Annotated in this window: 14 protein-coding genes; 12 read left to right on the forward strand and 2 right to left on the reverse strand. The window is 33.0% G+C overall.

Features of this window, described 5'->3' with window-relative positions; all coding sequences use genetic code 11:
* Positions 1-4 precede the first annotated feature (4 nt).
* A complete protein-coding gene (locus EL079_RS01670; protein ID WP_004224839.1) occupies positions 5-1,720 on the forward strand; it encodes an ATP-binding protein in 1,716 nt (571 codons plus the stop codon).
* Between the two features lie 22 nt (positions 1,721-1,742).
* Here the strand turns inward: EL079_RS01670 and EL079_RS01675 are convergent, their stop codons facing one another.
* Both EL079_RS01675 and EL079_RS01680 read right to left on the reverse strand, forming a co-directional pair.
* Positions 1,743-3,074, reverse strand: a complete 1,332-nt coding sequence (locus EL079_RS01675) for a relaxase/mobilization nuclease domain-containing protein (RefSeq protein ID WP_004224826.1) — start codon at positions 3,072-3,074, stop codon at positions 1,743-1,745.
* Positions 3,075-3,076: 2 nt separating this feature from the next.
* Positions 3,077-3,433, reverse strand: a complete 357-nt coding sequence (locus EL079_RS01680) for a plasmid mobilization protein (RefSeq protein ID WP_018543534.1) — start codon at positions 3,431-3,433, stop codon at positions 3,077-3,079.
* Between the two features lie 366 nt (positions 3,434-3,799).
* Between EL079_RS01680 and EL079_RS01685 the strand changes: the two genes are divergently transcribed.
* From EL079_RS01685 to EL079_RS01740, 11 genes are all read left to right on the forward strand, one after another.
* A complete protein-coding gene (locus EL079_RS01685) occupies positions 3,800-4,180 on the forward strand; it encodes a GntR family transcriptional regulator (protein WP_003031320.1) in 381 nt (126 codons plus the stop codon).
* The gene (locus tag EL079_RS01690; protein ID WP_003031323.1) at positions 4,173-5,021 is read left to right on the forward strand and encodes an ABC transporter ATP-binding protein; all 849 of its coding nucleotides are present in this window, start codon (positions 4,173-4,175) and stop codon (positions 5,019-5,021) included. Before EL079_RS01685 ends, EL079_RS01690 begins: the two co-directional genes overlap by 8 nt.
* On the forward strand, positions 5,021-5,650 hold the full coding sequence (locus EL079_RS01695) for an ABC-2 transporter permease (RefSeq protein WP_018543533.1): 630 nt from the start codon (positions 5,021-5,023) through the stop codon (positions 5,648-5,650). The genes EL079_RS01690 and EL079_RS01695 overlap by 1 nt, the downstream gene beginning before the upstream one ends.
* A 302-nt stretch (positions 5,651-5,952) precedes the next feature.
* On the forward strand, positions 5,953-6,363 hold the full coding sequence (locus tag EL079_RS01705; RefSeq protein WP_022524376.1) for a sigma-70 RNA polymerase sigma factor region 4 domain-containing protein: 411 nt from the start codon (positions 5,953-5,955) through the stop codon (positions 6,361-6,363).
* A 486-nt stretch (positions 6,364-6,849) separates the two neighbouring features.
* The gene (locus EL079_RS01710; RefSeq protein WP_018543532.1) at positions 6,850-7,011 is read left to right on the forward strand and encodes a hypothetical protein; all 162 of its coding nucleotides are present in this window, start codon (positions 6,850-6,852) and stop codon (positions 7,009-7,011) included.
* Positions 7,012-7,102: 91 nt separating this feature from the next.
* Positions 7,103-8,788: a recombinase family protein gene (locus EL079_RS01715; protein ID WP_018543531.1), complete on the forward strand. Its 1,686-nt coding sequence runs from the start codon at positions 7,103-7,105 to the stop codon at positions 8,786-8,788.
* 82 nt (positions 8,789-8,870) lie between these two features.
* On the forward strand, positions 8,871-9,506 hold the full coding sequence (locus EL079_RS01720) for a hypothetical protein (RefSeq protein WP_003031310.1): 636 nt from the start codon (positions 8,871-8,873) through the stop codon (positions 9,504-9,506).
* 31 nt (positions 9,507-9,537) lie between these two features.
* Positions 9,538-10,188 carry a hypothetical protein gene (locus EL079_RS01725; RefSeq protein WP_003031319.1) on the forward strand — a complete coding sequence of 217 codons (651 nt, stop codon included), beginning with the start codon at positions 9,538-9,540 and terminating at the stop codon, positions 10,186-10,188.
* On the forward strand, positions 10,189-10,644 hold the full coding sequence (locus EL079_RS01730; protein WP_003031317.1) for a hypothetical protein: 456 nt from the start codon (positions 10,189-10,191) through the stop codon (positions 10,642-10,644). It abuts the gene before it with no gap.
* 45 nt (positions 10,645-10,689) lie between these two features.
* Positions 10,690-10,932 (forward strand): hypothetical protein, encoded by a 243-nt coding sequence (locus EL079_RS01735; protein ID WP_155237280.1) that lies wholly within the window; start codon positions 10,690-10,692, stop codon positions 10,930-10,932.
* 382 nt (positions 10,933-11,314) lie between these two features.
* The gene (locus tag EL079_RS01740) at positions 11,315-13,006 is read left to right on the forward strand and encodes a phospho-sugar mutase (protein WP_003031336.1); all 1,692 of its coding nucleotides are present in this window, start codon (positions 11,315-11,317) and stop codon (positions 13,004-13,006) included.
* The last annotated feature ends 125 nt before the right edge of the window (positions 13,007-13,131 follow it).

Here is a 13,131-nt window from a genome sequence, read left to right on the forward strand (position 1 = left end):
AATTATGGAAGATATTCAAAATTATTTAAATCAAGAAATTGGAGTTGTTCAAAATGTTGATACCAAGAAAGTATCTGTATCAGTAGAAAAGGAAGAAATTTTAAATAGGTTAAAAATAAATGATATAGTTGTTTTATCTGGAAATAATGCAGATGAAAAACTAATTGGAATAGTAACTAGAGTAAGTAAAAAGAGAATTGACATCGATGATGAAGAAACTGAAGAACAAGAGTATTCATTTAACTTTTGTAATATAACTTTAGTAGGTACCTTTTATAAAAAACTGTCTTCAACTAAACAAAATATTTTTAAAAGAGCGGTGAATACTTACCCTGAAATCAATAGCAAGGTTTATTTGGCAGATGGTAAAGCACTCTCTATTATTATGAACTCTCTTGAAAATGAGATATCTTCAGAAAAAAGATTAATCATTGGCAAATATGCAAGTAATAAAACGGTTGAAGCAATTTTGGATGGAAATAGATTTTTTCAAAGACACGCAACCATAGTGGGTAGTACTGGAAGTGGAAAATCTTTTACTGTAGCAAATATTCTTGAGAAGGCGAATGAGTTGGAACATGCTAATTTAATTGTTTTTGATTTGCATGGTGAATACAATGAATTAAGTTATGCTGAACAAATAAAAATTTGTGACTCTGAGGATGGATTACATATTCCTTTGTGGTTTTTTAATTATGAAGAAATTCATTCTTTATTTATTGAATCTTCGGAAGGGACATCTACAAATCAAAGAGCTGCAGTAATTAAATATATTTTAGAGCATAAGAAAAGGTATCTTGAAGACAATATGGCTGGATTTTCTTCTGAAATAATTACAGCAGATACTCCGATTCCTTTTTTAGCAAAAGGGTTAAAAGACTATTTAGAAGATGAAAATATAAAAGAAGAATTCACAGGTGATATTATTCAAAGTGGTCCAAATAAAGGAAAAGAAAAAACAAAACAGGGGCAATATTATGGCAAGCTAACTAATCTCATTACGAGATTACAGACAAAAATAGACGATAAAAAATATGGGTTTGTATTTAATGAGAGTAACACTGGAAGAGCTGAATATTTGAAAGAATTTATTGATAAAATAATGGGGCTAGATAAAAAAGTAAAAGTAATAGATTTATCAGAAGTCCCATCAGATATGTTACCTATGATAATAGGTATTGTAACAAGGTTGGTATATGAAGTTCAATTTTGGATGTCGCCTAAAACAGATGAGACTCGACATCCTATAGCCTTCATTTGCGATGAAGCACACTTATACATGCCGAGAGATACAACAAAATTGAAAGCGGTTGAGAACAAATCACTGGAGATATTTGAAAAAATCTCTAAGGAGGGGAGAAAATATGGTGTTTCATTGGTGATTGTTTCTCAAAGACCTGCAGAACTAAATTCCACTATCATATCTCAATGCAATAATATTATAAGTTTGAAAATTACGAATGATAGAGATAAATCGGCAGTAGCAACTATGTTAACTGATTCATTGGTAGGTTTGGTTGAAACATTACCTAATCTTGATGTTGGAGAATGTATTGTTATTGGAGATTCAATTAAATTACCTACTAAAATTATTTTAGACAAACCTAAGGAAGAGCCCAAAAGTTCAACTATTGATTTTTGGGACAGATGGATAGATGGAAAAGGTACAGTTTTCAATATTGATGAAGCAATTAAATGTATGATTAAACAGACAAGGTAGGGGGAGAAGAGAATATAGAAAACTATCTCTCCATCTCCTTACCCATATAAATTCCATAATTTTTTCGTATCTTGTAAAGCTCGTCCATAGTAGATTTTGAGGAAGAATACTCTTGCATTAGGGTATTCTTTTTTTCTTGTAATTTATCAAGCTCAGCTAAAATATCCTTTGAATTTGGGAGCTTGGAATAGGATTTTTTTAGTTCTGAAAGGGCATTTTCATATAGGGTAATCTGAGCTTTGTACTCTTCAAAAAATGACTTATCAGACGAATTTGCCTTATATTCCTTGTAGTATGCCCTGTATTTTTTAACGGTATTAACTTGTTCCATAGTGGCAGAAAGCAACAGCATTTCCTTATCAATAACCTTGATTTTATCCTGTAAATTTTGCCTTTCGTCGGCTGCTTTTTGGATGTACTCATCAAGTTGCTTAACGGATTTAATACCTTGTTCTCTGAGGAAGATAACAGACTCAGCCATTGTATGAAGGTTATGTTTGGTTGCCCAATATTCATAGCCTTTGCTTTCTTTTACTTTAACATTTGTGTTCATATCAATAACATTGCCAATGCGTTTTTTGACGGCAGGGGTTTTAATAGACGATATTTCTGCAATGTGTTCTTTTAACCTTTCTTCAGTATAATCTTCTCCGATTGTTTTAGATCTTGTAAATCTCGGCTTATCTTTCGGTTTAAAAGCAATGTGTTTGCCATACTTAATTTCATAGCCAAGATCAGCCATTGTCTTTATAAAATCGTCCCAATCCTTAGACTGTTTAATCATTCTATCAATGTCAAATTGAAGCTTACTTTTCCAAGAAGTGCCATGTTTTGCCTGTTCGTTTTCATACCAAGATTTACCGTTAATCATATATTTTTTCTTATAGCTTTCGTAAAACTCGTCAATGACAGATAGGTTATTTTCTTTGCATAACTTATCGCTCTGATAACGGATTCTATGATAGCTTTTCTTGTTAGACTGGTAGCACCTACCTGTTACCATATTTACATTATTAAAGATGATGTGATTGTGGATATGTCCCTTATCTATGTGAGTAGATAAGACAAATTCGTACTCATCTTTGAGTATCTTTTTACACAGCTCCATACCAATCTGGTGATCCAATTCAGGACTTGTTTCTCCCGGTAAAAATGATTGAATGAGATGTCGTGAAAGAACGGTTCCTTTTGTTCCTGCGTCATTTCGTGTCCTTAAAAATTGTGTATGAGCAGTTGATTCGTGGCATTTATGAGTGCTTACTAATAGCTGCTCGTCTGTTTTATCTCCATTTACAATGTAGTCAATGGCAAGATTAAGCGTTGATTTTATTGGGTGTATTTTTGTAATAGCCATTATTATTCACCTCCCGTTTCAGATGTTCTTTTCAGAAGTAGTGAATGAATTTGCCACAGCTCTTTTGAGAAATGTTCAATCTCTTTTTTTATATCACTGATGTCCTCTTTGTAGATTACGCCTGTCGAATTTACTCGCTTTGCAATCTGATTGATGTTGTTTGTTGCATTGGAAAGTAAGCCTTGTAAATCCCGGAAAGGCTCTAAATCTACCTGATAAATCTCCTTTTCCAAAACGCATTTGCGAATAAAATGGCTCATATTTCTACACTTTGAAAGTTTTCTTTTCTCTTCAAAAAGAGCCTTTTCTTCTTCAGTTAGTTTAATTTCAAGTCTTTCGTTTCGTATTCTATTTGCCATAGGTATTTCCTCCTTTAGGTGTATTTCGGGGTCTTAGGGTTCTCCCTAACAAGCTAAAAATTGATAAAAAAAGAAGCAGATCCCAAAGGGCTGCTTCGTCAATTTTTCCGTAAGTGTCCGTACACTTACTGTGCTTGCTACAAAAGAATGAATTAGATAGCAAGCATTAAGCTAATTTAAAATCTATGATTTAATTATACCAGATAAGAGTGATAATGTCAGCATAAAAAATTTTAGAGTTGCAAAAGAAAAGTAATCATTTTTAAACATGATCGCTCCTACTGATTTTTAAATATTGAACTTATACAACTGTTATGTTATAATAGAAACAGATAGAACAGAAATAACAGTCGGAGGATATGGAAGATGAATATACAGATTAATAATTCAAGTGATGATCCGATTTATTTGCAGATAAAAAATCAAATAAAGGCACAGATTATTTCGGGAGAATTAAAGGTTGGGGAGCAATTGCCATCCATTAGATTTTTAGCTAAAGAACTTCGAGTGAGTATGATTACTGCTAAAAGAGCTTTTGATGAACTGGAACTTGATGGTTTCATTAATTCAGTGCAAGGAAAAGGTAATTTTGTTGCGGCTCAGAATAGAGAACTTATTCGTGAAGAATATTTAAAGCGAATTGAATCAAAGCTGCAAGAGGTTGTTGAGCTTTCGGAAATTGCAGGTGTATCCAATGATGAATTGGTACAGATGCTTAAGAGTTATGTGGAGGGGAAATATGAGTAATTATGCTATTGAAATTAAAAACTTGGTTAAAAAGTTTGATGGCTTTACATTAGGGCCGATAGATTTGTCTATTCCTAAAGGGACTATCGTCGGATACATTGGTCAAAACGGAGCAGGTAAAAGTACAACAATAAAATTGTTATTAGGATTGCTTAAAATAGATTCAGGAGAAATTAAAATTTTAGGTTGTGATAATCCTAACAGTATTGAGTTGAAAGATAAACTTGGAGTCGTGTTCGATGAGTTATTAGTGCCGGAAGAGATGACACTTGTTGATTTGGAAAAATTTTGTTCAAGGGTCTATTCAAAGTGGGATAGAGAATTGTTCTATCAATTAAAAAAGAAATTTAATTTATCTGAAAAACAGACTATTAAAAATTATTCTCGTGGAATGAGAATGAAATTATCTATGGCAGTAGCTTTATCTCATAATGCTGAAATTCTTATATTGGATGAAGCTACAAGTGGATTGGATCCAATTGTAAGGGAGGAAATTTTAGATTTGCTTCTTGACTTTATGCAAGAAGAAAATCACACAATTCTAATCTCTTCACATATTCTATCGGATTTAGAGAAGGTGGCAGACTATATCGCTTTTATCAATGATGGTAAGGTTCTTTTTGTGGAAACAAAGGATGGACTAAAGGAAAACTATGGTATCTGTACTTTATCTAATGAAGAAGTTAAAAATCTTGATGAAGAAGCCATTATTGGAAGAAGGGTACACTCATTTGGACAAGAGCTGCTTGTTAAAAGAAATCTTATTCCGGATGGAATAACATTACAAAAACCGTCTATCGAAGATATTATGATTTATTTTGTGAAAGGAGATAAAAGGTAATGACTGCATTGATATTAAAAGATATAGCTACTTTAAAAAAGACGCTGCTATTGACGATTACTATTTGTATTGCACTCGCTGTGTATGGGATATATGAAAATGCGATTTTTATGATTCCACTTATATGTGCAATGATACCGTTAATTTTAACTGCTATCGCTTTTGGCTATGATACGAAATCGAAGTTTGAACAATTCGCCTTTTCGATGCCTATTAAAAAGAGCAGCTTTGTATTAAGTAAATTGTTTTTTGCGTTTGTATTTGGGTTAGTCGGTTCAGTATGTTTATTTGTTCTATTTATAGTTAAAAATGAGATGTCGATAGATAACATCGTATTTATCTCACTGATTACATTAGTTGCAAGTGTTTTAATGTCAGCTATTCAACTACCGTTTATCCTAAAATATGGTGCTGAAAAGGGCAGGCTGATTATGGTGATAACCTACTTTGCAATATTTGCTCTATCCACTTTTTTAAAAGAAAAATCAGATTTACTTGCGAATATGGTGGAGCTTTTCAGTAAGTATTCAATGGTAATGATTTTTATTGGAATAGTCTTGGTAGGACTTGTTACTATAGGGATTGCCATAAAAATATCTATTTCAATTATGGATAAAAAAGAATATTAGAGAAAATTAGGATGGATTACAAAAGAATTTAGCAGGAGTGAATCATAAAAGATATAAGGAGTGGATGGGAAAATGCAAAAAAACATTTATTGCATTATAAAGATTGATAAGATTATGAATAACCCTTTTTCTTATATTGCATTCTACAATATCTCATCCTTATGCATATTCCGTTGAACAATTAAAAATATTTCTTAGAAGAAAGTATTTCTTTCATTTTAGAGGACTTCTTATGTTTAGATGCAGGAGTCCTCCTTTTTTTGCCTGAAAACAAGCAGACAAAAAAGAATGGAGGAAACTTTATGGCAAAAGAGTATTACCTTTATGTCAGAGGACAAAAGGTGAAAGTCAGTGAAGATATTTATAAAGTCTACTGGCAGGAAAAAGAACACGAAAAGTATTTAGAGCAGGTGGACAAGAAAAACCACTTGCTCTTTTTTTCATCATTGGATCATGACGGACACTTTGTAGATAATATTGTTGATGAAAGTGTTGATGTAGAAAAGATTGTTGAAACACAGATGATGATTGAAGCAGTCAGAAATGCTATATCAAGGCTTAATGCAGAAGAAAGAGATATTATTGAACGTTTGTATTTTAATGATGAAACTGTTCGTTCAGTAGCAAAGCTCAAAAGTATTACACATCCAGCTTTAATCAAAAGAAGAAACAAAATTCTTGAAAAGCTGAAAAAATTTATCGAAGAACTTTAAAACTTCGGTAACCAAAGGGGTCAAATTTTCCTTATGTAAAGTGAAGGGGAGTTTGACCTCCTTTACTTTCTTGAGTAAGAGATACACCTGCTTATGGCAAATAGGAAAATGTAAAGAAAACAATCCCTTTCAAATATTGCTCTTTGACAATTGAATAGACCAAGGTAGGACTTTATCTACTTGTGGAGAATTATGACTTACGCCATGACCTTTCTGCTGAAAGTAATTTCGGTTTTATGAATACTGTGTTAACCAAGGATACAAGAAAGCGAGCGGTAAATAAGAATACATAAAAAACAGAGGTGGCAATCTGTTCGATGATACAAGTAGTGATAATGATACTTCAATAGTTTAAGCTGCCTCGTCTGGAACAAGGGGCAGAGGTGAGATTCCTATGTAGCAGCCAATGCACCTACCAATGTCATAAAACTTAGTAAGAAAAATAATACTTGATTATAAAGAATTTAAATCGGAGGGGGTGTATTAGTGGATAATCACTGGAATGGATTGGCTGATTTGATAGCAAATCTGATTACAAAGTATGCTGGAGTTTTAGATTTAGATAATCTTCCAAATCCAACTCCAGTAAAAAATATTGAAGATAAAAATAAATTTGACATGGCAAAAACACAGATTGAGAGAAAGTAATAAAAGTGATATAATATACTTGAGATATAAGTCCAAACCATAATTGGTAAAAATATAAAGATATAGAAAAAAGAATATTGAGGTTAATGCTATGTCAAAAGAAAAAATAAAAGTATACCTCTATACAAGAGTATCTACATCAATACAGATAGACGGTTATTCTTTAGAGGCACAAAAATCAAGAATGAAAGCTTTTGCTCTCTATAATGATTATGAGATTATTGGTGAATACGAAGATGCAGGTAAGTCTGGAAAATCTATTGAGGGAAGAATACAGTTTACTCGCATGATGGAAGATATAAAATCCGGAAAGGATGGAGTATCTTTTGTTCTTGTGTTTAAGCTATCAAGATTTGCAAGAAATGCTGCTGATGTTTTATCAACTCTACAAACAATGCAAGATTTTGGAGTCAATTTAATTTGTGTTGAGGATGGGATTGATTCATCCAAAGATGCAGGCAAATTGATGATTTCAGTTTTATCAGCTGTGGCTGAAATTGAAAGAGAAAACATTCGTGTTCAAACAATGGAAGGTCGCATTCAAAAGGCAAGAGAGGGAAAATGGAACGGAGGGTTTGCCCCGTATGGGTATCAGCTTGTCGATGGAAAACTGTTTATCAATGAAGAAGAAGCTGTAGCTATAAGAACTATTTTCGATCAATATGTTAACACAACCATTGGAGCAAATGGACTTTCTAAATACCTAGAAAATCATGGAATAAGAAAAATTCCAAGACAGAATGGGAAAAATCCATTATTTGATGCGGGTCTTATAAGAAAGATATTAAAGAATCCGGTATATAACGGGAAGATAGCCTTTGGAAGAAGAACTTTAGAAAAAGTTCATGGTACAAGAAATGAATATAAGCAAGTTGAACAAGATGAATATTTAATAGCTGAAGGTATTCATGAAGCTATAATTTCTGATGAGCTATGGCAAGCAGCTCAAGTTAAGTTAAAATCTCAAGCAAAGAAATATGAGCATGTGAATAAAGGGAAAGATACACGCACACATCTGCTTTCAGGAATTGTAAAATGTCCAATATGTGGAGTGGGAATGTTTGGAAACAAGTGTATTAAGAAAAAGAAAGATGGTACAAAGTATAAAGATTTTTATTACTATGGCTGTAAACATAGGCATATGATAAGAGGTCATAAATGTACTTACAATAAACAAATCAGAGAAGAATTGTTAGATGATGCAGTTGCTGAGGTAATTATAAAGATAGTAAGCAATCCCAAATTTGCTTCTATGATGCAAGAAAAAATTAACATGAAGGTAGATACCTCTGAAATAGAAAAAGAGATAGATAATTACCAGAAAGAATTGAGGAAGAGCCATTCTACGAAATTTAAGCTAATTGAGGAAATAGATAATTTAGATGCTGATGATAAGCACTACAAACGAAGAAAACAGGACTTAGACGATAGACTTTATCGTATGTATGATAAGATTGAAGACTTAGAATCATTGTTAATTGATGCGAAAGCAAAGAAACAAACTATTGAAGCTGAGAAACTTACAGGAGATAACATATATAAGATTTTGATCTATTTTGATAAACTTTACAAGGTAATGAATGATGTAGAGCGTAGACAGTTAATTACAGCTTTGATTTCTGAAATTCAAATTTACGAAGAAAAGCAACCGAATGGGCAATGGCTAAAATCAATTACTTTTAAACTTCCTATCATCGATGGAGATTTAAATATAGGTTTGGACAATGATGAGCATGTTGAGTGTGTTGCTCTGCTAGTCAAGGAAGATATAAAATAGTTAGGAGAAAGGTTATAAAAAAGGTTATCTAGAATAAATAAAGTGGTAATTAGAGCGTAATAGTAAAAATGTGGAGGAGAATATGGAAAAGAGTACAGAAACTATTGAAGCTATTTTAGAGGCATATCAACAAGCTGATGATGATGCAACAGAAATTTTATCTTATATTAATTCTATTTCTAAACCAGTGGAACTAAAAGAATCATCCTTACCCTCATTGGTTAAAAATCTCGAAAATAAGGAATCAGATGTTACAAAAAAATATATGAGTTATGCATCCATAGTCGGGAGAACGGTCGCAGCAGCAGTAGGAACTTCGGTTACCACAGGAATGTTTTCCAGCGGGCTAGCTACTGGAGGGACAATGGCAGTTGGCGGACTGGGATTAGGAATGATTACTGGATTAAATATTTTATCTATTCCAGCATTGGCATTGCCACTCGCATTAAAAATGTTAAGGAATGCAAAAGTAAAAAGATATCAAAAAGATAACCAAGAATCAATGAGGCAAAAGAAGAAACTTGAAGAAGGAAAAAAGAAACTTACCATTTGGATTTCTAATTTACAACAGCGTGTAACAGAATTAGATGAAATAATGCATAAAGATATGAGTAATAAATTCACTGAATACAAAGAAAAAACAAAGAAATTTGCACAAGATATTTCAATACAGATTGATGATTTTCTTAATGTAGATGTAAATAAGAGAATTCTGTAATCAATAAGGCCTTGAATGAGGAGACATAAATATGATTTCATATAAAGAAAAAGAGATGATAATGGTCATGAAATTTATGGCTGATCATTCTAGTGATTTTGCAGAACAGCTTATGGATACTCATAAGAAGATGACTGGTAGCGAAGCGGTTGTCGAATCAATTAATATACTTCCTGAGATATCGAATTATGCCTCTTTAGTAGAGTATGTTAACAGCCAAGGGTATGATACGATTTTAAGAATGGAAGATTTGTTATCTGAGGAGGATCTGGCTCAACTTGAGAAAGAATACGATGATATTGAAAGTGAGTTCAAAAGTCAAACAGGTTTGAATAAAACTGATGCTCTTTTTATTCTTATTGCAGTAGTATTACAAATGATTCGTCAATTCTTACAACCCTCTGTTAATTTTGATGCGTTCAAAAATAAGAAGGATAGACCGTCACACAATACTACCGCTGATGAGGCTAAGAAATCTGTATATGATAAAGACAAAGCAAGTACTATGAAGAATAAGGCGGAGAGCGACAAAACAGAGGGTTCAAGATATTATCATGCCTCAGTTCAAGAAATAGCAGATATAAATCATGTTCCATACGATGTGGTGAGTGGTACAAAAAAATTTAATGTGAAGCTTAGCGGAACGAATCATAGAGCCAAGACATTAGGACATGATCCTTGATTGGGTTATTTATTGGAAACTTGTAATATTTTAACAAATACTATGTCACTTGGAAAAGACAATGCATTTCGTACATTACATGTAGGAAAGGACACATCGGGTAAGCCAGCTGCTATAGCTGAGGCAAATCCGATAAAGATGTTTGAATATACGGTAAAAAGATATAAAGAATCAAAGGCAACAATAGGTCTAGCATTTATTAAGCAAGCCTACCATATTAAATCTGACGAGTATTCGAAAGAAGGATTAAGCTTACCATTTTTGCAGTTGTTGGTAGATTCGGATATTATCAAGGAATTATGTGAGTCAGGAATAGACTATGCGAAATTGGATTTTTTGGGATCAGTCGGAGTTCAGACAGCATTAGCAGAGATGATTAATTACGTAATTTCTGTTGCTCATAGAATTACGATTATTTGCAAAGAAAATAAAAAGAATAACGAAACGATAACTTAAGACCAGTTACTTCAATTACTAAAGAAAAATGTAACTTTACATGAAGTGAGAACAAGAAAAGTTATTATAATTTCTGAAAGCATAGCGTCTTTGGTAAATGCTGGTATTGCACTTATTACAGTAAAGAGAGGAACTGGAGATTTGGTGAAAAAGGTTGACATTGGGGGATATATTTCAACTATTTTTCACTTGTTTAATGATATTAGATTTATTACAAAAATAAAAAAAGATTTTATTGCAAAAGCTATTGAAGAAAATTATCAAGACAAATTAGCACAAGTTAAGTAGTTTCTAATATGTCTCCTGTAATATTGCTACCATGATATCAAGCTTTAGCAGGCACCAGACTATGAATTCGAGAAAGTTCATCCTGCAGTCTTGTTTTTACATGCGCATTACGTTAAGTCTGTTGATCTATTATCTAAGCTAGATGTTGCTTATCAGGATATTCTTGCATTAGATGAGAATGATATTCAATTTATTGATTAAAATTTACCTAATCAACAATCACCCACAGAGAGATAAAATCTGTGAAGTTTACATATAAATAACTGTTTTAAACAAAAAACTGCAAGCGTTTTAAAGAAAAATTGGAAAAAGGATTGATAAAAACAAAAAGGTAGTATAGAATGGAATTATTGAGAAATAACATATTAAAAGGAGTCGTTATATGAACTACAAAGAAGTTTATGAACAATGGCTAAACAATGATTTCTTCGATGAAGAAACGAAAGCTGATTTGCTGTCTATTCAGGATGATGAAGCTGAGATCGAAGATCGATTCTACAAGGGTCTTGAGTTTGGGACCGCTGGTCTTCGTGGGAAATTGGGTGCTGGTACCAACCGTATGAATAAATACATGGTAGGAAAAGCAGCCCAGGCATTGGCTGAAACCTTGAAAGACCATGGTGAAGAAGCGATTAAAAGAGGTGTTGCAATCAGCTATGATGTCAGATATAAATCAAAAGAATTTGCTGAGTTGACCTGCTCTATCATGGCTGCTCATGGCATCAAAACTTATATTTACAATGGCATTCATCCTACGCCAATGTGCTCGTATGCAATTAGAAAATTGCACTGTAAAGCAGGAGTTATGGTAACGGCTAGCCATAATCCACAAGAATACAATGGCTATAAAGCGTATTGGGAAGAAGGTTCACAGATTTTAGATGATATTGCAGGACAAATTGCAGGTCATATGGATGAAATTGTGAATTTTGAAGACATCAAATCCATTCCTTTTGAAGAAGCCTTGGAAAGCGGTCTTGCAAATTATATTGATCCATCTGTCGAAGAAGATTACTACCAAGAAGTTCTCAATCTAACAATCAATGAAGATGTTGATAAATCTATCAAGGTTGGCTATACGCCTTTGAATGGTACAGGAAATATTCCTGTCAGAGAAATTCTGAAAAGAAGAGGATTTGAAAATATCTTCGTCGTAAAGGAACAAGAATTTCCTGATCCAGATTTTACAACCGTTGGTTATCCCAATCCAGAATTTCCGAAAGCATTTGCTTACTCTGAAAAGCTTGGAAAAGAAAATAACTGTGATATTTTGATTGCCAATGACCCAGACTGCGATCGTGTTGCGCTGGAAGTAAGAAATGCAAACGGTGATTATGTCTTTTTAAATGGAAATAAGATTGGTGCTTTGCTTTCTTATTACATTTTCTCACAACGTTCTGCTCTCAATAATTTACCTGAAAATCCTGTCATGGTGAAATCTATTGTTACAGGTGATTTATCTAGAGCGATTGCGAAGAAATATGGTATTGAAACAGTAGAAACCCTGACTGGATTTAAAAATATTTGTGGCAAAGCCAACGAGTATGATCGTACTAAAGAAAAAACGTATGTTTTCGGTTACGAAGAAAGTATCGGTTTCTGTTATGGAACATTTGTTAGAGATAAAGATGCTGTCAGTGCTTCTATGATGATCGTGGAGATGGCTGCTTACTTTAAGAAACAGGATAAGACTCTGTTAGATGTTTTAAATGATATCTATGCAGAATTTGGTTTCTATAATGAAAGACAAGTTTCGCTTGAGTTAGAAGGTGTAGAAGGTCAGGAGCGAATTGGTCGCATGATGGAAGAATTTAGAGAACATCCTTTGACAACAATTGGAGCAATGGAACTTGAAAAAGTGATTGACTTTAAAGATGGCTACCTTGATTTTCCAAAACAAAACTGTTTGAAATATTACTTTAAAGATAGTTCATGGTATGCACTCAGACCGTCAGGGACCGAACCTAAAATCAAACTATACATCTATTCAATTGGTAAAGATGAAAAGGAAAGTGTTGAAAAACTTGACCTCATCGAAAAGGCTTGCCGAGAAAAAATGGATAGTGTGAAATAAGCACATATAAAAGAGTTTGGGACAAAAAGATTTCAATTTTTAAAAATCTTAATTATTAAGACCTTCAAATCTATAATTAAATGCGAAAAGCGAACAAAGCAGAATTCTGATTACCAGAAAACTAG

Source organism: Streptococcus anginosus (genome assembly GCF_900636475.1).
Taxonomy (GTDB): domain Bacteria; phylum Bacillota; class Bacilli; order Lactobacillales; family Streptococcaceae; genus Streptococcus; species Streptococcus anginosus.